This window comes from Mucilaginibacter puniceus (assembly GCF_054783175.1).
The window spans coordinates 248,711-273,171 of sequence record NZ_BAAGRB010000002.1 but is presented as its reverse complement, the minus strand read 5'-3'; the positions used below and the strand labels follow the sequence as shown (position 1 = coordinate 273,171).

General features: G+C 39.8%; 23 protein-coding genes and 1 tRNA gene. 12 read left to right on the top strand and 12 right to left on the bottom strand.

Annotated elements, in window-relative coordinates:
* Positions 1-42 precede the first annotated feature (42 nt).
* Positions 43-540, bottom strand: coding sequence for a DUF4304 domain-containing protein (locus ACYVJ6_RS08080; protein ID WP_460693543.1), 498 nt, complete (start codon positions 538-540; stop codon positions 43-45).
* Between the two features lie 21 nt (positions 541-561).
* Positions 562-1,989: an ATP-dependent DNA helicase gene (locus ACYVJ6_RS08075; RefSeq protein ID WP_460694620.1), complete on the bottom strand. Its 1,428-nt coding sequence runs from the start codon at positions 1,987-1,989 to the stop codon at positions 562-564.
* A gap of 62 nt (positions 1,990-2,051) precedes the next feature.
* On the opposite strand from ACYVJ6_RS08075, the gene ACYVJ6_RS08070 reads away from it, so the two are divergent.
* From ACYVJ6_RS08070 to coaD, 3 genes are all read left to right on the top strand, one after another.
* Entirely contained in the window at positions 2,052-2,852 is an 801-nt protein-coding gene (locus ACYVJ6_RS08070) for a DUF3822 family protein (RefSeq protein ID WP_460693542.1), read from the top strand.
* The gene (gene rsmD, locus ACYVJ6_RS08065; protein ID WP_460693541.1) at positions 2,840-3,376 is read left to right on the top strand and encodes a 16S rRNA (guanine(966)-N(2))-methyltransferase RsmD; all 537 of its coding nucleotides are present in this window, start codon (positions 2,840-2,842) and stop codon (positions 3,374-3,376) included. The genes ACYVJ6_RS08070 and rsmD overlap by 13 nt, the downstream gene beginning before the upstream one ends.
* A gap of 156 nt (positions 3,377-3,532) precedes the next feature.
* Positions 3,533-3,994, top strand: coding sequence for a pantetheine-phosphate adenylyltransferase (gene coaD, locus ACYVJ6_RS08060; protein ID WP_460693540.1), 462 nt, complete (start codon positions 3,533-3,535; stop codon positions 3,992-3,994).
* Here coaD and ACYVJ6_RS08055 read toward each other — a convergent pair.
* Positions 3,963-4,601 (bottom strand): NUDIX hydrolase, encoded by a 639-nt coding sequence (locus ACYVJ6_RS08055; RefSeq protein ID WP_460693539.1) that lies wholly within the window; start codon positions 4,599-4,601, stop codon positions 3,963-3,965. The two genes, coaD and ACYVJ6_RS08055, sit on opposite strands and share 32 nt — an antisense overlap.
* On the opposite strand from ACYVJ6_RS08055, the gene pyrE reads away from it, so the two are divergent.
* The 4 genes from pyrE (at position 4,600) to ACYVJ6_RS08035 (ending at position 7,725) form a co-directional block, all read left to right on the top strand.
* Complete coding sequence (gene pyrE / locus ACYVJ6_RS08050) at positions 4,600-5,241, top strand: orotate phosphoribosyltransferase (protein ID WP_460693538.1); 642 nt, start codon at positions 4,600-4,602, stop codon at positions 5,239-5,241. The two genes, ACYVJ6_RS08055 and pyrE, sit on opposite strands and share 2 nt — an antisense overlap.
* Before the next feature lie 98 nt (positions 5,242-5,339).
* Complete coding sequence (locus ACYVJ6_RS08045) at positions 5,340-5,735, top strand: SRPBCC family protein (protein ID WP_460693537.1); 396 nt, start codon at positions 5,340-5,342, stop codon at positions 5,733-5,735.
* A 116-nt stretch (positions 5,736-5,851) separates the two neighbouring features.
* Positions 5,852-7,474, top strand: a complete 1,623-nt coding sequence (locus tag ACYVJ6_RS08040) for an ABC-F family ATP-binding cassette domain-containing protein (RefSeq protein WP_460693536.1) — start codon at positions 5,852-5,854, stop codon at positions 7,472-7,474.
* Positions 7,475-7,652: 178 nt separating this feature from the next.
* Positions 7,653-7,725, top strand: a tRNA-Lys gene (locus tag ACYVJ6_RS08035).
* Positions 7,726-7,884: 159 nt separating this feature from the next.
* Here the strand turns inward: ACYVJ6_RS08035 and ACYVJ6_RS08030 are convergent.
* Positions 7,885-8,223, bottom strand: a complete 339-nt coding sequence (locus ACYVJ6_RS08030) for a hypothetical protein (RefSeq protein WP_460693535.1) — start codon at positions 8,221-8,223, stop codon at positions 7,885-7,887.
* Positions 8,224-8,401: 178 nt separating this feature from the next.
* Positions 8,402-9,253: a hypothetical protein gene (locus tag ACYVJ6_RS08025; RefSeq protein ID WP_460693534.1), complete on the bottom strand. Its 852-nt coding sequence runs from the start codon at positions 9,251-9,253 to the stop codon at positions 8,402-8,404.
* Positions 9,254-9,312: 59 nt separating this feature from the next.
* Here ACYVJ6_RS08025 and ACYVJ6_RS08020 point away from each other — a divergent pair, with 59 nt between their 5' ends.
* Complete coding sequence (locus ACYVJ6_RS08020) at positions 9,313-9,660, top strand: DUF2200 domain-containing protein (RefSeq protein ID WP_460693533.1); 348 nt, start codon at positions 9,313-9,315, stop codon at positions 9,658-9,660.
* A 56-nt stretch (positions 9,661-9,716) separates the two neighbouring features.
* Positions 9,717-10,313, top strand: coding sequence for a hypothetical protein (locus ACYVJ6_RS08015; protein WP_460693532.1), 597 nt, complete (start codon positions 9,717-9,719; stop codon positions 10,311-10,313).
* Between the two features lie 33 nt (positions 10,314-10,346).
* On the opposite strand, the gene ACYVJ6_RS08010 is transcribed toward ACYVJ6_RS08015, so the two are convergent.
* Positions 10,347-11,243, bottom strand: a complete 897-nt coding sequence (locus ACYVJ6_RS08010; protein ID WP_460693531.1) for a metallophosphoesterase family protein — start codon at positions 11,241-11,243, stop codon at positions 10,347-10,349.
* Positions 11,244-11,348: 105 nt separating this feature from the next.
* The gene (locus tag ACYVJ6_RS08005; RefSeq protein ID WP_460693530.1) at positions 11,349-12,767 is read right to left on the bottom strand and encodes a sialate O-acetylesterase; all 1,419 of its coding nucleotides are present in this window, start codon (positions 12,765-12,767) and stop codon (positions 11,349-11,351) included.
* 145 nt (positions 12,768-12,912) lie between these two features.
* Between ACYVJ6_RS08005 and ACYVJ6_RS08000 the strand changes: the two genes are divergently transcribed.
* Together ACYVJ6_RS08000 and ACYVJ6_RS07995 are read left to right on the top strand one after the other, a co-directional pair.
* A complete protein-coding gene (locus ACYVJ6_RS08000) occupies positions 12,913-13,611 on the top strand; it encodes a DUF4397 domain-containing protein (protein ID WP_460693529.1) in 699 nt (232 codons plus the stop codon).
* 201 nt (positions 13,612-13,812) lie between these two features.
* Positions 13,813-15,300 (top strand): TonB-dependent receptor, encoded by a 1,488-nt coding sequence (locus tag ACYVJ6_RS07995; RefSeq protein WP_460693528.1) that lies wholly within the window; start codon positions 13,813-13,815, stop codon positions 15,298-15,300.
* On the opposite strand, the gene ACYVJ6_RS07990 is transcribed toward ACYVJ6_RS07995, so the two are convergent.
* The gene (locus ACYVJ6_RS07990) at positions 15,286-16,215 is read right to left on the bottom strand and encodes a 2-hydroxyacid dehydrogenase (protein ID WP_460693527.1); all 930 of its coding nucleotides are present in this window, start codon (positions 16,213-16,215) and stop codon (positions 15,286-15,288) included. The two genes, ACYVJ6_RS07995 and ACYVJ6_RS07990, sit on opposite strands and share 15 nt — an antisense overlap.
* 6 nt (positions 16,216-16,221) lie before the next feature.
* Positions 16,222-17,160 carry a beta-1,6-N-acetylglucosaminyltransferase gene (locus ACYVJ6_RS07985; RefSeq protein WP_460693526.1) on the bottom strand — a complete coding sequence of 313 codons (939 nt, stop codon included), beginning with the start codon at positions 17,158-17,160 and terminating at the stop codon, positions 16,222-16,224.
* 87 nt (positions 17,161-17,247) lie between these two features.
* On the opposite strand from ACYVJ6_RS07985, the gene ACYVJ6_RS07980 reads away from it, so the two are divergent.
* Positions 17,248-18,498, top strand: coding sequence for an alpha/beta hydrolase (locus tag ACYVJ6_RS07980; RefSeq protein ID WP_460693525.1), 1,251 nt, complete (start codon positions 17,248-17,250; stop codon positions 18,496-18,498).
* Positions 18,499-18,610: 112 nt separating this feature from the next.
* Here the strand turns inward: ACYVJ6_RS07980 and ACYVJ6_RS07975 are convergent, their stop codons facing one another.
* From ACYVJ6_RS07975 to ACYVJ6_RS07965, 3 genes are all read right to left on the bottom strand, one after another.
* Positions 18,611-20,059 (bottom strand): TolC family protein, encoded by a 1,449-nt coding sequence (locus ACYVJ6_RS07975; RefSeq protein ID WP_460693524.1) that lies wholly within the window; start codon positions 20,057-20,059, stop codon positions 18,611-18,613.
* 7 nt (positions 20,060-20,066) lie between these two features.
* Complete coding sequence (locus tag ACYVJ6_RS07970) at positions 20,067-23,225, bottom strand: efflux RND transporter permease subunit (protein ID WP_460693523.1); 3,159 nt, start codon at positions 23,223-23,225, stop codon at positions 20,067-20,069.
* A 70-nt stretch (positions 23,226-23,295) separates the two neighbouring features.
* A complete protein-coding gene (locus ACYVJ6_RS07965) occupies positions 23,296-24,438 on the bottom strand; it encodes an efflux RND transporter periplasmic adaptor subunit (protein ID WP_460693522.1) in 1,143 nt (380 codons plus the stop codon).
* Positions 24,439-24,461: the final 23 nt, after the last annotated feature.

Genomic DNA, 24,461 nt, shown 5'->3' with positions numbered 1-24,461 from the left:
TGAAAAAATGGCGGTTAATATTAAAATGGAGTGACTTTTTGTCTATAAGATGATGTTATTTTTACTAATCGCTTTCTTTAAATTATCTCCCCAAAAAGTAACATTACCGTATTTATCTAAACAATCTTTAATGGTTTGTAGACTTTCAAGATATGGAAGGATATATTGCTCGAAATCGATTTTTAATTCGTGAATAAAATTATTTTCATCTATATCATCCACTAAAATATATCCGGTACTATTTCGATAAAGATTCTCTTCTCTCTCATTTGGCAGATAGAACCCTTCTCGTAAATAAACATCTAAATTATAAGCTGTTGGGCTTTTAACAATAGAGGCTGCTTTTACACCAACTCCTATATTGAAACAAAAGTCAACACTATTCTTACTGTTCCAAGAAAAGTTTTGTAGTTTGATAATAATATAAAACTCTCCTTTATCTTTCCACCAGGTTTGTCCCGTTGTTTTATATCCCCAAAGTTTTAAGGTAGGTTTTAGGTAGTTTTTAATAAAATGTAATTGTATTTCTTTGGCTAACATGGTAATCTAAGATAGTGATTATTAAATTTCCTCCCTCGCCTCTTTATAAAACTTATCACTAAAATTCACCAAAAACAATTCGTCAGTAGCGCGGGTACAGGCGGTATAAAACCAGCGGAGGAAGTCGAGGTTTACCATATCATCTGTTAAATATCCCTGGTCAACAAACACGGCACCCCATTGCCCTCCTTGTGCCTTATGGCAGGTAATGGCGTAGGCAAATTTTATCTGTAAGGCATTATAATAAGGGTTCAGTTTCAGTTCCTGGTGCTTGGCGCGTTTGTTGGGTATGTGGTCGTAATCCTTCATTACTTCCAGGTAAAACCGCTTTTGGTCTGTTGGGCTTAAGGCGGGCGATTCGGAGTATAATGTATCCAGCAATATCTTACAATCCAACACCGGGTCCTCGGCATAATCAATAAACTCTATCTGCACATCCGCGAAGCGGAAACCATAAATTTCCTCGATCTTCCGCACCTTGCGTATTTTAGCAATATCGCCGTTGGCAATAAAAGAGGTACTGCTCTCCTCCTGCTGTTGCAACCAAAAATAGTTGTTCTTCACGATCATGATCTGGTCGCCGCCGGTTAGTTCTTCCTCGCGCCATAAAAGGCGGGCACGTATTTGTTTGTTATATAGGTTGGCGTTCTTGTTTGACCGGCATATAATTAGTGTATTCTCATTGCCGTATTTATTGTAGGCATACTCCAACCCTTCCTCCAACCGCTCGCCCGTCATCCTAAAAACGTCCTTATAGCCTTTGGTGATGATCTGCGGCATGGTTTCCTTGCCCCTGCGTATCATATCGCGTATGCGGGTAACATTAAACAATATGCCCGAATCCTTTTGCTGGCGCAATACATCCGTCATTTCATAGGTGAACACATCTAAAAGGAATTCCGACTTCATCAACTGTGCGTCCAAGGCGGGGCTTTCGTCTGATCCAACCGGAGGCAACTGAGCGGTATCGCCCACTAACAGTAATTTGCAATTCTTTTTGTTGTAAACGTATTTAACCAGGTCGGCCAGTAAGGTATCGCGGTTATTAGCAGTTAGCTGGTCGGACACCATGGAAGCTTCATCTACAATAAACAGGGTATTACTCGCCAAATTATCGGCTATGCTAAAAGACTCATCCACATTTAAAGCCGATTTTTTACGGTAGATGCGCTTATGAATGGTAAATGCTTTACGTCCTGAATAATTGGTAATAACCTTGGCAGCCCGGCCGGTTGGTGCCAGCAGTACCGATTTATAGTTATAATGTTTTAAAGCTTTTACCAGCGCACCCACTATTGTGGTTTTACCTGTACCGGCATAGCCTTTTAGTATAAAACACTCGTCGCCGTTGTCTTTTTGCAGGAAAATATGCAGCAGGTTAAACAGCTCTGTTTGCTGTGGTGTGGGTTCGTGCGGAAAGGCTTGTTGTATATGATCTGCTGACACGATGCAAAAATGCTGATAAGTAACCTAATTTAGTAATTCAAAAAATATTACTTTTGTTGTTTAGCATGAACGAGCAAACTCATACCTATCGCGATAGCACATTAAACATGGCCGAGGCTGATAACTACACCTTATTGGTGCAGGTAAACCCGGAATCGTTTGCTTATGCTATTGTGGAAGATAAACATTTACTGGCTTGCGAAACCAACTGCAGTTTAAACGAACTTACCCATCCCGAACAATTATATGAACGCCTAACGGCGGAATATAAAAGCACGGTAATTACCCTGCCTGCCAAAGCATTTGTACTGATACCCGTTAGTTTATTTAATGCAGATAACATAGCCGAATATGCTCGTTTACTGGATGTTAAGGATGATGAAAAAGTAATAGCCCAAGCCCTTGACGCACAAAACTTCGTGGTTTATAAAGTTGATGAACAGTTATTAAGCAGGGTAACCCATTACGATATTAAAAACGTGGTATTTGCGCCCAAAGGCTGGATGTACGCTATTGACCGCAGTGAACCAGCTGCTACCGACCTGTTTTTAAACATCAACGGTAACCAGGTAGAGTTTGCCTATTATAAAAAGAACAGGCTGCGCTTTTACAATAAATTTGAGTTTACCAGTATGGAGGACCTTATTTACTACGCTGTTTTTGTGTCGGATGAATTGGAACTAAAGCAAAATACCACGGCCTTGATCGTTAGTGGAAATGTGAAAGAAGAGTATGAGTTATATAAACGCCTGTCGGAATATTTCCAGGTGGTAATGATCAATGATATTCGCGTATTGGATCTGCCGGCTAACATCCCTTCCAGCCAAATACTGTCACTCTCTGCCCTGTCTTTATGCGCATCATAGGTGGTGTTTTAAAGGGCCTTCGCCTTAATCCTCCAAAAAATTTACCTGTTAGGCCAACAACCGACCTGGCTAAAGAAGCCCTATTTAACATCCTGCTTAACCAAATTGAGTTTGAAGATATTAAGGTGCTCGACCTTTTTAGCGGTACAGGTAATATTTCCCTAGAGTTTGCTTCGCGTGGAGCAAGCCTGGTCATGTCAATTGACCGTAGTATACAATGCATCCATTACTTAAAAGATACTGCCCGCCAGCATAAACTGGAGCAGATAAAAACCTTTAAGGCAGATGTATTTAAATACCTGCAATTGGAAACCGATCAATATGACCTGATATTCGCTGATCCACCCTATGATCTGAATCAAATACCTGAAATTCCTAAGATCATTTTTGATAAAAACCTGTTAACACCGGGAGGTTTATTGATAGTGGAGCATCAATCGTTACAAAATTTAAGTAACCACCCTGCTTTTGTGGAGCAGCGCAAGTATGGGCATTCGTCGTTTTCATTTTTTAAATCATCTTAACAATTGTCATTTCGACCAAAGGGAGAAATCTATACATATGCCCGTATGATTTGCGTGTGTATAGATCTCTCCTCGTACCTCGTTCGAGATGACAAATAATTTTTGTTATTACATTCAATCTAAACATATACCTTTACATAAACGCTTATTAAAATTATGAAAATAGCTCTTTTCCCGGGCTCGTTTGATCCGGTTACCAAGGCCCATGTGGATATTGTTAAAAGATCAGTAAGTTTATTTGATAAGGTTTATATTGGTATTGGCGCCAATAGCAGTAAGCAGGGCCTTTTGAGTGTTGCTAAACGTGAAGCAATGCTTAGGGCCGTTTTTGAAACGGAACCTAAAATACATATTATAGCTTACGAAGGGCTTACGGTAGACTTTTGCAGAAGTATTGATGCTAATTATATGATACGTGGTATACGTACCGTATCGGATTTTGAGTATGAAAAAGCTATCGCGCAAATGAATCACACCATGGCCCCCGAGATTGAGAGTATATTTATTGTAAGTAAGCCGGGTTATTCATCCATCAGCTCAACCATAGTACGCGAAATTATGCGCCATAACGGTGATGTAAGCCAGTTTATTCCGAAAGAGGCATTGGCACTACTGTAATCAGTTCTAACTTGGCCAATACGTCCATAATAGAAGAGAACGTATTGGCAACAATAGCGTCAGTATCCTTCTTTTTAAACCAACGCACATCGGTAATACCTTCTTCCTTTTGGGGTTTTAGTTTTTCGTTACCGCGATATTTCATTTTATACCAATGCGTTTTCTTTAAAACTACCTCTTCGCGGCTGATGTAAGCATGGTAAGTTTTGCAAATTTTATCGCCGAGGCCGCTTACGGTTATACCACACTCCTCTTCTACCTCGCGAACGGCTGCTACTTTGGTTTTTTCGCCTTTTTCTATTTTACCTTTGGGTAGGTCCCACTTATCATTTCTATAGATAAATAAATATTTTCCGTCGCGGTTTTTAACTACTCCCCCCGCGGCTTCTATCAGTGTAAGGCTCTTGGTAATAGCCTTCATGTACGCCCTGGCATCATCGCAAAGCAGATAAAAATAATCGTTTTTGTGGGCCAGTATCCAGGTGTAAATTATTTTCAGATCAAAGGTCTGTGCATCAAGTTGTTGATAATTTTCCTTCAATTTTGGTGATAATTCAGTAACCAGGATAACCTTTTCGTTAATATAAATTCTGTATTTTTGAGCCATGTTAAATGATACTGATACCCAACAACAGGTTGCTGAATTCCTGCTGCAAATTAAAGCAATTAAATTACAACCTACTAATCCTTTTACATGGGCCTCGGGATGGAAATCGCCTATCTATTGCGATAACCGCGTTACTTTATCACATCCTACCATACGTACCTATATCAGGCAGCAATTATCAGCCGCCATAACCGAAAAATTTGGCGCTGTTGGCTGTATTGCAGGCGTAGCAACTGCGGGCATACCACAAGGCGCATTGGTAGCGCAGGAACTTGGCCTGCCATTTATTTATGTACGTGCAAAACCAAAAGAACACGGTACCGGCAGTTTAATTGAAGGCGACGTAGTTACCGGCAAGCGTGTAGTTGTTATTGAGGACCTGATATCAACAGGAAAAAGTAGTTTACAAGCGGTAACCGCCTTACGTGATGCAGGTTATGATGTAGCCGGATTAGCCGCTATATTTAGCTACGGGTTTGATGTAGCCGACGAGAACTTTAAAAAAGCCAATTGTCCGTATATCACTTTATCTAACTATAACGCGTTAATTAAATATGCCGAAGAGTTTCAATACATCCTGCCTAAAGATGTGGAAGTATTGAAGCAATGGCGAGAGAATCCGGCTGAGTGGGGAAAATAGATAGTGATTGGAGATTGGTTAATTAGTGATTGGTTGACTAATTTTATTCTATCATATATTTACTAATCTCTAATCACCAATTAACTAATCACTAACCCATGACCACCTTTCAAAGCACAGCCACTATAAACCGACCTGTAAATGAGGTTTATACTTTTTTGGCGGATATGAATAACCATCAGCAATTAATGCCGGATAGCATTACCGAGTGGTCTTCAACGGTTGATGAGGCAAGCTTTAATATTCAAAACATGGCTAAGCTATCTTTAAAGGTTGATAGCCGTACACCTGATAAATCGATTAGTATCATCCCGGCTGCAAAACCACCGTTTGATATGAATTTAAGCTGGGCCTTAAGTGGCGATGATAATGAAACTACAGTTATCTATACTATCTCGGCTGATCTGAATATGATGATGAAAATGATGGCATCGGGCCCGTTGCAAAAATTAGCCGATCACGAAACGAGCAGCCTGGCGGCTGCAGTTAAATAGTGATTAGTGATTTGAGATTAGTTAAAATTACTCCATATCAATATTCAACTAATCTCTGATTAACCAACCTCTAATCACTCAAAAACACTACCTTTGCGGCTTATTAAAAGTTTAGCATGATTACAGTATCCAATCTCTCCCTACGTTACGGAAAACGTACCTTATTTGAAGACGTTAACCTAAAATTTACCCAGGGAAACTGTTACGGTATAATTGGCGCCAATGGTGCCGGAAAATCTACCTTCCTTAAAATACTTTCGGGCGAAATTGACCCTACCAGTGGGTCGGTGAGCTTTACCCCCGGCGAGCGTATGGCGGTTTTAAGCCAAAATCACTACGCTTATGACGAGTTTACAGTTATACAAACCGTAATGATGGGGCATAAAGAAATGTATGCCGTAATGGAAGAAAAAGATGCCATTTACCTGAAAGAAGATTTTAGCGATGCAGATGGCGAACGTGCCGGCGAGTTGGAAAACCTTTTTGCCGAAATGGATGGCTGGAACGCTGAAAGTAATGCCGCTACCCTATTAAGTAACTTAGGCATCAAAGAAGAATTTCATTATAGCTTAGTAAAGGACCTGGACAATACACAAAAAGTACGTGTATTATTGGCACAAGCACTTTTTGGCAAGCCCGATATATTATTACTGGATGAGCCTACCAATGATTTGGATATACATACTGTTAGCTGGCTGGAAGATTTTTTGGCAGGTTACGAAGCTATTGTACTGGTAGTATCGCACGACAGGCACTTTTTAGATACCGTTTGTACGCACGTGGTGGATATTGATTTTGCTAAAATGACTATCTACACGGGTAACTATACCTTCTGGTACGAGTCGAGCCAATTGGCGTTGAAACAGCGTGCCGATCAGAATAAAAAGGCTGAAGACAGGGTTAAAGAGTTACAGGAGTTTATCCGCAGGTTTAGTGCCAACGCGTCAAAATCTAAGCAGGCTACCAGTCGTAAAAAGGCTTTGGATAAGATCAACCTGGACGAGATACAGCCATCAAACCGTAAATACCCGGGAATTATATTTAATAACCTGGGCCGTGAAGCGGGCGACCAAATATTACAGATTGAGAACCTAAGTAAAAAGCTAAATGGCGAAACCTTATTTGATAAGGTAAACCTGATGGTAAATAAAGGCGATAAAATTGCAGTACTATCCAACAACAGTTTAGCTACTACCGCATTTTACAATATACTAACCGGGCGCGACACCGATTTTAAAGGCGAATTTAAATGGGGTGTAACCATTAATTATGCCGATATCCCGATGGATAATGCGGATTACTTTAAAGGCAAGGACGATAACCTGATCGATTGGTTGCGCGAATATTCGCCGGGCGAAAAGGATGACCAGTTTATACGTGGCTTTTTGGGCCGGATGTTATTTAGCGGCGAGGAAGTGTTGAAGAAAAGCAGTGTACTATCGGGAGGCGAAAAAATGCGTTGTATGTTTAGCCGTATGATGCTGCAGTCGGCTAATTTGCTAATGTTTGATGAGCCAACCAATCACCTTGACCTGGAATCTATCACCGCGCTAAACAACGGTATGAAGGATTTTAGGGGCACTATCCTATTCACCTCACGAGATCATGAGTTGGTAGAAACGGTAGCTAACCGCATTATTGAATTAACACCTAACGGACTTATAGATAAACTCATGACCTACGACGAATACATTACCAGCGATGCCATTGAAAAGCTGCGCGAGGAAATGTATGCTTAGTTAATCCCAATTGTCATTTCGAACAAAGTGAGAACTATCTCTTGAGCGTAGCGAAAAAATCTATACATATGCTCGTATGATTAGCGTATGTATAGATCTCTCCTCGTACCTCGTTCGAGATGACATTTTTGTTATAAACTATTTCAAAAAAAATCCGTTCCTTTAATAAAATAATCACGACTTGGTAGCTCAGCCGGTAGAGCAACTGACTCTTAATCAGTGGGTCGAGAGTTCGATCCTCTCCCAGGTCACGAAAAGATGAAAGCCTAAAGCGAAAAGCTGAAGGCTTTTGTTGTAAGTGGGTTAACACAACTTAACACATTTGGCTTAAAAAATAAGGTAAATAACTGATTATCAGATTTTTAATAAAAATAGATGTTAACCATAAAATACCTGATAGAAAACCGAGTTTACCCCTTTTTTAAAACAATCAGCAGCACCAATACGATCAATGAAAAAATTGTCCCTGCAGGTAAATACCAAAGGGTAAGTACAGACATTGCAATACCCAATGAGAAGGCCCAACTCATATTATACAGGTAGGCGATCACAAAACATAGCCACCCTACGCCATAAGTGATAAATAGCGGACCTATTTTAAATACATCAATATTTAACGAGGAGAAAATATTAGCCCAGGGGCCAGGCTTTTCGGGGCCGATGTATTTGTTATTCAGCAATACATAAACGCCGTCTGCAAGCATGTATAAGCCATTGAGCAAGCTCAAAACAATTACTATTATTTTCATAATCTAAAATAAAAAATTTATTTATAAAAGGATAGTGGCTTCAAAAACAGCTATTTAGAATAGCGTTGTCCGAATATCTCTGACTTCGGACAGATATGTCTGTAGTCTGAAGACTACAGACATAAAGTTAGTAGCTGGAAATTACGAACAGCGAGGATCTGACAAATTCTAATATTAATTAATCATAATCTTTTTCAAAGGATCTTCCAGGAATAGATTTGCCCGATAAAAATATCTTACAATTTTTTAATTTTTGAACTTCGCTGATATCAACCAATCTATTACATTCAAAAGCAAATATTTTTTCAAGATTGTTTAAATGGTCACATTTAGGGAATCTAATAAGTTTAGACACATACAATAATTCAATAATTTTCAGTTCTGGCAATTCACTGATAAAATCAAATTCTTTTAGTGTAGCATTGGTTTTAATCCAAAGATGTTTTATTGTTTTTAATTGACTTACAAAACTAAAGTCACCTACTCTGCCTCCATAATTTGCCAATGTTTCTATTGGTAATCCTGAAAGAAAGTCAAAGTTTTTTAGCTTCATTGACATTAACCATATTGAGGAAAGATTGCTTAGCTTGGGAACAGTTGTTACAAAATCTTTATAATCACCATCCATATAAATGCTTTTTAATGTATCCTTAAAATCTGATAAAAAGGTAACACTTGTTTTCTTATGAAGATTACCATAACCAATTCCGAAATGAACGAGCTTATTTAACGTATATAATGGTTCCATAGACGTAAATTCATCGCTATGCCAATCAAATTTCTCCAGTTCCGGCAAATCTCTAAGAAAGTTAATATTCTTCCAAGTTCCCCTAGCCCCATATACCCTTAAAGTAATATCCTTCCGTTGTTTAAAAACTAAATCATTTAAATTTTGCAGTGTTTTTTTACTTGGTTTAATATCATGAAATTGGATAACTTCCAACGTATCAATTTTAGCAAGTTGGTTGGCTAAGTTTTCGGATATTTCTTCGCGACAGTGATAACGGTTTGGTGAAATAAGAGCTTCCATGAAAGTAAATATAACAATCAGTTTTGCATTATATTTGTAATCAATATAAAAAAGGATTGATGGACACCCAACGCGTATACAAAATGTCTTTTGCCAGTGTTTACCCGCATTTGGTGAACAAAGCCGAGCGAAAGGGCCGTACCAAAGCCGAGGTAGATGAAATTATATGTTGGCTTACCGGGTATGATGACAAAGCCCTGCAAAAGATATTAGATGAAAAAACCAATTATGAAACCTTTTTTGCAGAGGCGAAACTTCACCCCAATGCATCCCAAATTACCGGTATGATTTGCGGTTACCGGATAGAAAATATTGAGGACCCAGTAATGCAAAAAGTGCGCTACCTGGATAAGCTGATAGACGAATTGGCTAAAGGGAGACCAATGGAAAAGATATTGCGAAAATAATTAGAATAACTTATATTTAAAATCTTGAGTAGAGTTACCTAAAGATTATTATCACGATGAAAAAATGCTTTGTCTTTATCACAATACTGGGAATGGCCTTTTATTCTTGTAAATCCTTTAAAGGACCGGAAGAAAAAGAAGAAGACTTAAAATCGGAACTTAGCGGCAAAGTAATGCATTACCTAAAATCTGTCAATACAGATTCCACAATCATAATTGATAGTGTAAAGATATATGATCTTGATACTTTAACGCAAAAAGCTGATTCGTTGGATATGATTTTATCGTTATATACGAAATTTGATGAATTAAAGCTCGAAATAGAACCAATTGGCGAGCAAATTAAAAGCGATACTCAGTTAATGAGACTTGCAAATGGATTGTCGTCGGAGTTATACTCGAATTATAAAGATGAATTTGATAAGCACATGAGTCAATATAAATCTATCAACGAAAAGATGAAATCTGTTATTTCAAGGATTGAAAAATTGGAATCACTAACTCAGGGAAAAACCCTCGACAGTTTAAAGGCAACTGGCTTTGCTGCTAAATTTAATATTAAAGCTCATAATTTATCAGGAGTAAGTGAAGATAGAGATTCACTTCAAATTGAATTTGATCTTGATAAACGTATAAGAAAAAACAAAATGTAATTTACTGGACGTATTGATGTGCTGAAATAACTACTAATTAATCTTAAAACCTATCCCATCATCAAACCCTGAAAAATCTGTTTTTAATTGGCGTGATAATATTTTTAAGCTGCCACCTTCGCGCACCACCTCTAAGTAATGAAAAGCGGGTTTATATTGGGGCTCCATATCAGGCGTAATAAAAGGGCTTCTTAATGGCTGGTGCAGTCCGCCGCCACCTCCTATCACTAAAAAATCTTTATCCTGCACCTTAAACCGTTCAAAGTTGTGCGAATGCCCGGTAAGGAACAACTTTGCCTTTTTTGAAGCTATAAACGCCGGTACAAATTTTTGCTGCACCATAATGGATGGTTGTACTATAGTGCTGTTGGTATAGGGCGAATGATGGCAGCTCACAATAACAGTTCGAATGGCAGGGTCGGCATCCAGGTTTTGGATCGTTTCAGTGTACCATTCATCCTGTGCTTTGATTTCATCACTTTTCATTTTTTCAAAGTTGGAGTTAAGCAGCACCACAGCAACTGAGTCAATCACCTCTGTATATCCTTCAGGTTTAAACATCGGGAACCTTGCCTGGAATTGCTTAATACCTTTAGACGCGATGAACATTACCTCGTGGTTGCCCAGCGTGGCATAAACCGGTATGGAGTCCTTTTTTAATTCGGCTATGTATTTATCAACGGCTTTCCATTTCCTGTTTTTATATCCTACAGACACCACATCGCCCAAAATAAAAAAAGCGGCGGGGCGCAGCGAATCCACATCCTTAAATATCATTTCGGTAGCCTTCTCGTTATAGTTTGATTTGAGAAATATCTTCTCAAACGTCATGGGCTGCTGGGTATCGCTGGTAAAAGCAAGTATGGGTTGCTTTTGGGCAAAAGCAACATTTATCGTCAGGCAAAAAATAAGCAAATAAATAAACCTCATACTGATTAAACGTATATAAACCTAAAACGTTTAACCAATTCATTTATTCTATAAACAAACAAGGCTCCCCAAAATGAGAAGCCCTGTGTTATTCAGTGTTAAACCTTACTGTATCTTCTCTCCCTTTATCTCCCAGTTATCGGTACGGAAAGGATTTACCGGCAAGCCTTCTTTATTGAAAATATTAGCCATTGCATCATTGGCAAATGAGAACCTTACCGCCACCGGGTTAGCTATTTGCGGGTTTGATACTACTATCTTATCCTTTTCCACCTTTACATCCGCAGGTAAAAATTTTTGGTCGGCACCGGCAATTAGAAACTCGGTTGGTTTATCGCCTTTAACCATAAAGCCGTTTGGCGCGTTATCAAAGTACAGGTTAATTTTACCTTTGCTTACCTCCATCCTTTTATACATCGGGCTGTTGTAAACCGCTATAGGCTTTTTGTAATGATCTGCCAGCGCTAAATTTGCTAACCGCAGTGCGGGGGTTAATTTATCAATAGGATGCTGGCTTGCAATATTATCTACCAGGTCGGTTATGACCACCATACCCGTTTTAGGGTACGCTAATGATTGGGTTTGTGCCTCCATTAATAAAGCGGCATCGTAGGTGTAATCATATTTACTATATGGGGCTATCTGCACAAAATAGAACGGAAAATCCTGGTTAAACTGCTTGCGCCATTCGCCTATCATGCCGGTAAACATTTTACGGTAAGTATTGGCCCTGTAGGTATTACCCTCACCCTGGTACCAGATAGTACCTGCAATAGTGTAATTGGATATCGGGTATATCATGGCATTGTATATCAAGCCTGGTTTATTAGGGCGATAGGTAACATCCTTTACTTTAGTTGCCGCTAACTTAGTATCAGGTTCACGGTCCAAAACCTCCTGTGGTTCCCATAGTTCAACAGGTGTACCGCTCCATGCCGATTGTATTAAGCCTATGGGTACATTACCGCCTAACTCCTGCTGTATTTTCGCGGCAAAATGATAAGCTATGGCGCTAAACCTTCTTACGGTCTCTTCGCTACATTCCACCCATTTGCCGTCGGCGTAATCCTGCGGGTACTCTGAAGTTACCTTGGCCACGGTGAATAAGCGTATTTTTGGATTATTGGCTTTGGCACCTTCATCCCTGATTTGCTTGGTATTGCTCATTTCCATGTTTGACTGGCCCGAGCACAACCATACCTCGCCTATTAAAATATTTTCAAGCACAATACTATTACCGCGTCCCTTTATAGTTATAGTATAAGGTCCGCCAAATGATGGCGTGCTTATGGCGGCTTTCCATTTACCGCTATTCATAGCGGTTACGGTATCGGGTTTATCCTTCCATGAGGATATAATGGTAAAACGCTCAGACGGATCCGCCCAGCCCCATAATGTGGCTTTTGAGTTTTGCTGCAGCACCATATTGCTGCTCATTATAGGCGGAACACGTATAATTGCAAATACACTTGCAGGGCATGATAATATGGCCACAAAGGCGAATAATAGGTGAAATTTTTTCATAATGGGTTAATTGGTAGTCAAACTTACATATAAGCAAGTATAAAGTCAACTTAAATTCAGTTGTTAATCATCAAAAATTTTTATTTTTATGTAGCAAAAACGGTAGTTTAAACGTTATGTGAAAAGTAGATAAAAGCATATAATTATGAAAAAGTTAAATTTACTTAAAAGTGTGGCCCTTGGGGCATTATTGATTGTACTTGCTGCGGGTTGCAGGCAAGATTATATAAGGCCGCATGGCTATTATGGTAATTATTATGATATATCAGCGTTGCAGTTTGTTAATGCGTCGCCTGATGCGCCGGGTGTAAATTTATATTTAAATGAAAACCGGGTAAATGGTTTATACGGTTATACGGATAACTCTAATTATTTTAATGCCTATTCGGGCACACGCGCAGCACATATTTATGAGGGCGGAACAAAAAAGTTTAGTGGAGATATAGAGCTGAAAAAGAACAGGTACTACTCGTTGTTTTTAGCGGGGAGATTTGCTACCCCGGAATTTGTTTTATTAGAGGATAGCTTAAAAAGGCCGGCATCGGGTAAAACAAACATCAGGTTTGTTAACATGAGTTTGGGTGCACCCTCACTTGATTTAGGATTAGCTAACGGTACAACACTGGTTAGTGGCCGTACCTATAAACAAAACAGCGCTTATATTCCTGTTGATGGAGATACCAAATACACTTTTGTTATCAGGGAAAATGGAGCTACCGCGGTTAAAGTAACTTTACCTGAAACTACGCTTGCCGCAGGGCGCAGCTACACCATTTGGGTTAAAGGCGCTTATGCTGATGCAGGGCTTACCGGTGTTGGTGGGGAGATAATGCGGAACTATTAGTATTTCTTATATAATATAATAAGGCCTTTCAGTAAAACTATTGAAAGGTTTTTTTTGTTTTTTTAATTGATATTTAGATGTTAAAGAAGTAACTATTTTGTTGCCTTTTTTATAAAATCTACACATCTTATTTATAAAATCCGTATTTTTAAATCGTATTATTAGTATAGTAATAGCAAATAACCACGAATAACGAAGCGTATGAATCCAGTTCATAATAAAGAGATCGGAACCAAACAAAAAGCATTAGCCATTAACCTCGACCCTACCATCTACGGCTCATTTGCCGAAATTGGTGCAGGCCAGGATGTTGCGGCTAACTTTTTTAAGGCCGGCGCTTCATCGGGCACTATTGCCAAAACCATGTCGGCTTATGACATGATATTTTCTGACGCTATTTATGGCGCTCAAAAAGGAAAGCGTTATGTTACCGAATCGCGTTTAATATCCATGCTTGACCGTGAGTATGGTTTGTTAATTGAGCGGTTGGCCGAACAGCGTGGCAATACCACTACATTTTTTGCTTTTTCAGATACCGTATCTGCCCTAAACTATCATAAAACCAATGATGGGCACGGGTGGATGGGCGTACGGTTCCAATTAGAGCCAAACGGGCAGTTTAATGATGTAGTATTGCACTTTAAACTGTTGGATAACGACAATAACCTGCAACAACAAGCCGTGGGCATTTTAGGTGTAAACCTGATATATGCCTGCTTTTATTACCATACCATCCCTCCTGTTTTTTTGCTATCGCTAATGGATGACCTGTCAACCGATAGGATACAGATAGATATGATAAGGTTTGAGGGCCCCAACTTTGATAAAGTTGACAACCGGTTAATGAGTTTGCATTTGGTAAAATACGGTTTCTCAAACGCGGCTGTATTTGGCCCGGATGGTAACAATCTGCAACCTACTGAAGTACTATATAAAAAGCATATTGTGGTGATCAGGGGCCGTTTTCGCCCCATTATTAATGTGCATTTAGATATGCTGAATACCGGTGTTAAGCAATTTATGCAAGAGGCCGATGTGGATAAAAACAACATCATAGTTGTAACCGAACTCACGCTGCAATCACTAAAAGAACGCGATGCCGACCCAACTGCCGAAATTGATGAAAAAGATTTTCTTGACCGCGTGGATATATTATGTTCATTAGGGCAAACGGTAATGATATCCAATTTTCATGAGTATTATAAACTGGTGGCGTACCTTTCAAAGATCACCAAACTTAAAATGGGTGTGGTGTTAGGTTACCCTAACCTGGAGTATATCTTCTCTGAAGAGCATTACAAGGACCTTGAAGGGGGTATATTAGAGTCGTTTGCTACGTTGTTTAGCCGTAAGGTGAAACTTTTTATATATCCAACGTTCCGCAACGGAGTTATATGGAACTGCTTAAGGTTTTCACCACCGCCTCATTTGGTTGATCTTTATCGCTATTTAATAGCCAATAATAAAATTGAAGATATAAGGCATTATAATGAGAATAACCTGCATGTAGAAACCGATAAGGTGCTAAACATGATCAAACAGGGCGAAAATGGTTGGGAAGAATATGTCCCTGCCGATGTTGCTACTATGATCAAAGACCGCTGCCTGTTTGGTTATCCATGCGAGATCATACCGCAGGAAAATGCTATTACCGAAAGTAATAACGCCGATACCTCAAATCCCGCTTAATACCGATATTAAATTACGTATCGAAGCTTCTGTCATTTGCTTACGGGTATAAGCCGCGGCAGTACCTATATGAGGCGTTATCAGCAAGTTTGGAATATTAGCAATATCTACATCATTTAAAGGCTCAGGGTCAGTCACATCTAATGCTGCTGATGCTATTGAGCCATTGATTAAATATTCATATAGTTTGGCATTATTGATCACCTTACCCCTGGCCACGTTAACCAAAATGGCATTTTTCTTCATCAGTTTTAACTCCGGCTCATCAATATAATTAACGGTATCTTCTTTTAAGGGCAAGTGCAGGGATATAATATCGCTTCGTCTTAATAATTCTTCTTTGGTACAATATTCCCACTCGTTTTTATGGTCGCTATTGGCAGTATAAATTACCTTACAGCCAAAAGCCTGTAGCATTTGAGCCAGCTTTACCCCTATTTTACCCATACCCATTATCCCCCAGGTTTTGCCATACAAATTATCGCCCATGTAAAGCGTAAGGCCCGTATTGTTCCAGTCGCCATGTTTAACGTAATTGTTGGAGGTAGTAATATTACGAATGCAGTTTAACCCCAATCCTAAGGCTAACTCGGCGGTTGAGTAAACATGTTCATCATATATGGCAATAGTTTTAATACCTTTTGATGCCAGGAAAGGTTTATCTAAATAATCCTGCCCGGTGCCATAACTGGAAATAGCTTTTACTTTAAAATCATCACCAAACAAGCGGCTGTCAATTTTTACGGTGTGGGTGGTTATAACGCCATCGTAATTATTAAACGCCTGCCTAAAGGCATCGTCTGTAATGGTGGTAGGTTCGGGCCAGTAATCAATTTCAACATTTTTAAATTGATCTATAACATCATCCAAAAACGGAAGCTTATCGGCACAAAAAATTTTATAAGGCTTATTCATTGTATATTATTTTACGGAATTGCTTAATAAATTATGATCAATCAGGTTTAAAATCTCGCTATTCTCATCAAACTTACGAGCAAAAAACGCGTCGGTATTTGCCAATTTTTCCAGGTCAGTTTCGTCCAAAGTGCGCGGGTGCCCGCTTTGGCTGTTCCAGTCAACATAGCGCAGGTTATTATTGATAATATTCTCGGGCTGATTAATATTATTATTCATCACCATCGTCTGAAAAAACATTTCATCTGCCACGTGGGTGTATTTGAAGTAGTTATAAAAACGATTGTCTGTATCTAAAAAACGAATAATGTTCTTTACGGTATTAATAGATAAGGTCCACCATTGCGAGCCTTCGTAGGGCGTAGTGTTTTCCAGGAATTTACGTGGGAAAGGCTTGCCTTTTGGCATATAGGGGATTATCTTTTTCAAAATATCCCATATACCGTATTGCTTGTATTTAAGTTTAATATCTAAGTAGGAAAACAGCGGATAGGTCAACCTGAATTTTGGAAAATGGATATGATAATATAATATCCGGTCCAAACCGCCGTTTTGCCAGTTGGGGCGTGGCATCATGGAAGTCTCTATATAGTCCTTGCCATAATTCTTCGTTAAAAAAGTATGGAATTCAGATGTTGGCTTAATTGGGTAATCCTGCCCGCTTAATAAGGTTACGTGCGACAATGGCTCTTTTGATCTCAATATCTCGCGCAATCCATCCAAACTCACCCTGATCATATTAAAACCGGCCCATACAATACCTTTACGCTTTAACCAGGTTATTTTCTCAGGATCAATAACCCCTTCAACTTTTTTGTAAGGGGTTAAATCAACCTTTTTATCAACGTGTATATAAAAAACAGAGTCGGGTGTATCTATAGTTTTTATCAGCCTGATAAACTGATCGGGATTTTTATGTGCGAAAACCAGGTAGGCAAACTTCATTTAGTTCAAATATCCCTAAAAGTAATTTTATTCATCAATAAATAAAAATGATGTAACTTTATCTTAACCAATTCAATCAAATTAATAATGAAACTTTTCCGATTATTATTAGGTGTTGCTTTTGCAATCCTATCATTTTCGGCCAATGCACAAAAACTGGCCGACCCTATCCTATTATGGCCCAATGGCGCACCCGGTGCTACCGGCGTAAGCGACGAAGATAAACCGGCGGTAATCCCTTTTATTCCCGAAGCATCTAAACGCAATGGTGCTGCTGTATTGGTAGTGCCGGGAGGCGGATTTACCATTCGTGCAGTGGATCACGAAGGTGTGCTCGTTGCTCAATGGCTAAAAGATCATGGCATTACCGCATTTTTACTGCGCTATAGGTTAAAGCCGCTGTACAGTCGTAACGATTGGGTGTTGGATGGACAACGGGGCATGCAATATATACGTGCGCACGCCGCAGAGTATCATATATCTGCTGATCGTGTGGGCGCGGTAGGTTTTTCTGCCGGTGCTACTATGATTGCAGATATGACCTTAAACCCTGTTCCTATACAGGCCAATGCTAAAGACCCATTGACTAGCTTATCATCAAAACCAGACTTTATAATTCTAGCCTACGGTTCTACACGTATTCCTGACAACATAGCTAATGCTACTTTAGCCGCTATGCCACCAACATTTATGTATGGCACAGTGGAAGACAGAGGCAGCCAAAGCGGTATGTTGGATATGTATACCCGCTTATATCGTGCAAACGCCCCTGTAGAAGCTCACTTTTTTAGAAATGGTATACACGGAACTGGTTTTGCGATTGGTGACCCGGTATTGGGCCAGTACACAACGCTATTGCATAACTGGCTCACTGAAGGCGGATTTCTTACCGAAAAGCCGCAGGTTTCTTTAGCGGGAGTAGTTAAATTAAATGGTACTCCCCTTTTAGACGGGATGGTAATATTAACACCGATAGATGATAAAAATGCCCCTCCGGTAATTGTGTATATCCGGAATACAGGCACGGATGAATTAGGAAGGTTTTTGGTACCTAAAAGCCAGGGGCCTGTTGAAGGCCGATATAAAGTTGAAGTAAGGCAAGACGCAACCCGCTGGACTAGTAATTCGCGTGAGCCATTTATGATCAAGATGATGGCTAAACGTACCCTTACGGATGCTGAAAACAAAGAGTGGGGTGAATATATACGTAAGCGCGACCTATCGCCAAGTATTTATAACCAGGGTGTTTATTCACGTAAACACCCAACAGATAAGGCAGACTACATTGTAGATATTAAAAGCGGTAAGGAAGTAATGATAGAAGTATTTGGTAAATAACAGATATGATACACACTTCTCTGTGTTACTTTGTGCATTTTCTTAGTGTTCTCTGTGTTAATTTAACCGCAAAGAACACTAAGAAGTCACAAAGGTCACTAAGCCCTGATTTTTATTGCCATCCCCCGCCTACTGACCTATAAAGGTTAATAGCGTTCAGGAAAATAAATTTACGGGTATTAGCCAGTTCCAGCTCTGCATCTAATACATTACGCTGTGCAGTTATCACTTCCAGGTACGTGGCGCGTCCAACCAAAAACAAGTCGTTTGATACACTTACCGCGTTTTTAAGCGCGGCTACTTCCTGTAATTTTAGCTGGTAATAGTTGTTATAATTATCAATACCTTTTAAGCTGTTTGTTACTTCCTGGTAACCGTTAAGTATGGTCTTTTGGTAGTTAAATACGGCTTGCCTGCCCTCAGCTACGGTACGCTCATAATTGGCTTTAATGCGTCCACGGTTAAATATGGGCGCGGTTACTCCGCCTATCAACCCAAAAACTGCCGATGCCGGGTTAAACAAAACAGCCGCGTTAAAAGCATTATAACCGCCATAAGCAGTTATGTTTAATGATGGCATAAAAGCCGCACGTGCGGCCTTAATATCCGCATTCATGGCTGCCAGTTCCAGTTCGGCCTGTTTAATGTCCGGACGATTTAATAACAATTGCGATGGTACCCCCGCCTTTAATATACCCGGTAGTTTAAGCGTATTTATGGAAGTATCACGGTCTATTTTTTTTGAGTAGCCGCCGGTTAAAAAATTCAACTGGTTTTCGGCTTCTGTAATTTGCTGGTCAAGTGCATATTTTAAACCTTGTGTGCGCTTCAGTTGTGCCACAAATTGTTGTACTGCCAGTTCTGTAGCCCTACCCCCCATTTTTTGTATCTCAATTAATTCCACCGCGTTTTGCTGTAGGATGATATTTCTTTCAATAACATCCTGCTCATAATCCAATGCTAAAAGTTCATAATATAGCATGGCTATCTCTGCGGTCATGGCGGTAACTACCAGTTTATATCCGCTCCTGCTGGCTAAAAACCGGTTATATGCCCCTTTTTTTTGATTAGAAAGTTTGCCCCAAAGATCTACCTCCCACGAGCTTCTTAAACCCACAAAATAATCGGGTGTGGGATTAGTGGGTATACGTTGATTGCCGCCGATATTTGATGATAGGTTGGTATCAAAGTTACCCACTCCATTCATCGTATAGTCACCATACTTTTCTAATCCGGCTGTAGCATTAAATTCAAGCGATGGTAATAACCATGAACGGTTGTATTTTAAATTGGCCGCGGCTATCTCTACCCTTTGCATCGCCATCTGGATATCCGGATTGGCGGTAAGGGCAGTATCAATTAGGTTTACCAAATATGCATCTGAAAAAAACTGCTGGATAGGTAAAGTTACAATGCCGGTAGTATCACTATCTCCCGTATAAGTTTTGGGGATATTGGTATTGGCTTTAAGTGTAATTGCTTTATAATTTTTACATCCGGCAATAGTAAATAGCAGGACAATTATAAAAATATAAGGATGAACTATTTTTGACGTTCGCATATTCTTTTTAGTCTTTTTGATGATGGTCTACTATTATATCTACATCCAGTATGTTATGATCTTTCTTTTTCATTTTATGGCCCAAGTTGGCAAATATCACATAAAGTCCCGGTATCAATAGCAACCCGAATATGGTGCCAAATACCATTCCCCCTAATGCGGCAGTACCAATGGATCGGTTACCCATAGCACCTGCACCGGTAGCAATACATAATGGTATCAAACCTGCTATAAATGCTAATGAGGTCATTAATATCGGGCGAAGCCTTGAAGCAGCACCATCAACCGCCGCCTTTAATATGGTTGCGCCCGCTTTTTGTCGTTGTATGGCAAATTCAATGATCAGGATGGCATTTTTACCTAACAATCCAATAAGCATTACCAGGGCTACCTGTGCATAAATATTATTCTCTAAACCCAGTATTTTCAGGAAGAAAAACGCACCAAAAATACCTGTAGGTAAGGATAAGATTACCGGTAAGGGAAGTAAGAAACTTTCATATTGGGCAGATAATAATAAGTACACAAACACCAAACAAATAGCAAATATGTATACAGCCTGATTACCCGATAATATCTCTTCGCGTGACATACCCGACCACTCAAACGTATAGCCTTTGGGTAATTTTTCAGCAGCAATACGGGTTATGGCTTTCACCGCGTCACCGCTACTATAGCCTGGTTCAGCATTGCCTGTTACCATGGCTGCTGTATACATATTATAACGGGTTATCTGCTCAGGCCCAAATACGCTTTTCAGCGTAACAAAGGTGGAAAATGGAACCATCTCATCATTGTCGTTTTTTACCTGCAATTTTAGCACATCCTCTGGTTTTGCTCTAAACTCGGGTGAAGCTTGTACCATTACCTTATACATCTGTCCGAAACGAACAAAGTTAGAAGCGTAAAAACTACCCATTAAAGTTTGCAGCGTTGACATGGCTTTATCAATGGTTACCCCCTTTTGGGCAGCCATTTGCTGATCAACCACTATTTCATATTGCGGAAAATTGGCATTAAAATTGGTTGAAGTACCCGATATCTCCGGCGATTCGTTCAATACGGTTATCAAGCTATGGGTAACATCGGCTGTTTTTTGCAAGTCGCCGTTTCCGGTACGGTCAAGTACCCTAAACTCAAACCCGCTGGTGTTACCAAAGCCCTGTACTGTAGGTGGTGGGAAATATTCAATAGACGCGTCAGCCACATTCCTGGTTTTTTCCTGCATGATATCAATAATATCCTGCACATCTTCATCGCGCTCATCCCATGGTTTTAAGCTGATCATCACCATTCCATAAGAGGCTCCGGCAATATCACTCACCAGGTTATAGCCCGATAAGGTAGAAACAGATTCAACCGCCCCGATAGATTTGGTGGCCTCATAAATTTGCTTACATACCTGTTCGGTCCGTTCAACCGTTGAACCCGGAGGAGTAGCTATACTGGCGTATATCATTCCCTGGTCTTCATTAGGTATAAAGCCACTTGGTAATACGGCATTTATACCCCAGGTAGCGACAAAGAAAAATGCCAGCATCCCCAAAGTAATTACTTTTCGTCCTGCTATGCGGGTTATTAAACCGGAATATTTGTTTTGTAACCCCTCATATTTAACATTAAAACCTTTAAAAAACCGATCAGTTAAACCTGTTTTTTTTCTATGCGGATCATGTTTTAACAGGATAGCACAAAGTGCAGGTGTAAGCGTTACAGCATTTATACCCGAAATAACAATAGATATAGCCAGCGTTAACGAAAACTGGCGGTAAAATATCCCTACAGGCCCACTCAGAAATGCCACCGGAATAAACACCGCCGACATCACTAAGGTAATAGCCATAATAGCACCGCTAATTTCGTTCATGGCGCTTATCGTTGCTTGCATCGGCGGCATATGATGCTCGGTCATTTTTACGTGTACCGCCTCTACCACCACAATAGCGTTATCCACAACAATACCTATGGCGAGGACAAGCGCGAACAGCGTAAGCAGGTTAATGGAGAAACCAAGCATCTGCATAAAGGCTAATGAACCAACTAAACAAACGGGCACGGCTAAGGCTGGAATTAAGGTAGACCTGAAATCCTGAAGGAATACATAAACTACAATAAATACCAATATAAAAGCCTCAATTAAAGTACGGAACACCTCATGAATTGAAGCATCTAAAAAGCGCGATACATCATAGTTTAAGTTGTATGTCATACCAGCCGGGAACGAAGTTTTTTGCAGCTCGTCCATTTTGGCTTTAATATTATTAATTATATCTCGCGCGTTTGAACCAGGACGTTGCTTGATCTCTATAGAGGCAGATGGGCGTCCGTCTGTGCGGGATATCATGCTATAGGTTAATGAACCAAATTCAATATCTGCAATGTCTTCCAATTTTAGTACAGATCCGTTGTTATCGGCACGGATCACCAGCTTTTTATACTGCTCAGGCTCAATAAATTTACCCGAATATCGCAATACATACTGTAATACCTGGGCCGATTTATCAGAGCTTTGCCCGGTTTTTCCCGGCGCGGCTTCAATATTTTGGTCGCGTATTGCTTGTACAACTTCATCGGTAGAAATATTGTATGACACCATTCTATCAGGTTTAAGCCAAACCCTCATGGAGTACTCTTTAGCACCCATAATTTCGGCACGGCCCACACCTTCAATACGTTTAAGCTCTTGTAAAATATTGATGTCGGTAAAATTGTAGATGAATTTTTCATCAAGGCTGGTATCTGTACTCAATAAATTAAGGTACATCAACATGCTATTCACCTCTTTTTCGGTGGATACACCGGCGCGAATAACTTCTTCAGGCAACTCATCAATAACGGTTGATACCCTGTTTTGAACACTCACAGCAGCCAGGTCGGGATCGGTACCAACGTTAAAGTTAACCTCAATATAAGTAAGCCCGTCATTAGTACAAACAGAGGACATATAGGTCATGCCCGGTACACCATTTATACCACGCTCCAATGTAGTGGCGACGGCCTTGGCGCAAACTTCGGCGTTGGCACCGGTATACTTAGCGGTTACAATTACGGTAGGCGGGGCAATATCCGGAAACTGGGTAACCGGTAGCGTAATTAATGCCAGCACCCCTAATAAGGTTATAATTAATGATATAACCAACGACAGCACAGGCCGTCTGATAAACATATTAAACATAGAAACAGGATAAGGATAAATACTGCAGGTAAATTTTATAACCCGCTGTTAATTAGTGTAATTATTGTTGCATAGCAAGCATAGCTTTCTCAGCAAACACCTGTTTTGGTTTAATAATCATTCCTTCACGTGCATTTTGCGCTCCCTCAAATAGTATCCTGTCGCCGGCCTTTAACCCTTCTTTAACTACATAAAAATGCGATAATCTGGAGCTTGGTGTAAACTCTTTCATGCGCAGCTTATTGGTGGCATCCACTATATACACATAGTTTTTATCCTGTATGTTAAATACCGATTGCTGAGGCACCAATATTACATCTTCAGCTTTGTGCTCAATAAATATCCTGCCGGTAGCTCCGTGTTTTAATAATTTTTTAGGATTTGGGAAACGTGCACGGAAATCAATAGAACCTGTTGTTTGTTCTATCTCACCATCTACTGTTTCAATGGTACCCGGATGGGAGTATTCGCTACCATCAGACAAAGCCAATTTAACCTGGTTATTCCCTCTGTCGGGCGAAGTATTTTTGGTACGCTCATACTGCAGGTATTCATTTTCAGGAAAACTGAAATAGGCAAACATTGAGCTTATATCTGATAAGTTGGTCAATAAAGTACCTTCATCAATTAAACTACCGGCTTTAAGCGGAATACGGTTAATTACCCCATCAAACGGTGCGTGTATAAGCGTATAGGCAATATGGTTTTTAGCACTTTGAACTTCCGCTTTTGCTTCCTCAATATTGGCTTTGTCGCCATTTAATTTAGCTTTAGCTACCTCCAATTCTGATTTAGATATAACCTTTTTATCAACCAGTAATTTAACACGCTCTACCTCCAGTTCGGTAGCTTTAGCAGCAGCTTGTGCATTACTTAACGCAGCCTCTGCACGAGCAAGCATGATCTTAAATTCCTGGTCGTTCAATTTAAAAAGTGGTTGCCCCGCTGATACGGCTTTACCTTCATCCACATAAATTTTTTCTAAAAATCCTTTAACACGAGATCGTATTTCAATGTTTTTTACCGCTTGTATATCAGCCACATAGGTTGATCTTAAAATGGTATCTCTGGTATTTAGGGTTATAACGGGAAACTGGCTTACCTCGTCCGCGGTATCTTTAGTTTGTCCGTTTGATATACAGCCGGCCATAAATGTCCCTGCTGTTAAGGCTATCAAAAGGTATATTGATGTTAAATTTCTCATTTTGTTTTTTCCTGAAACATATG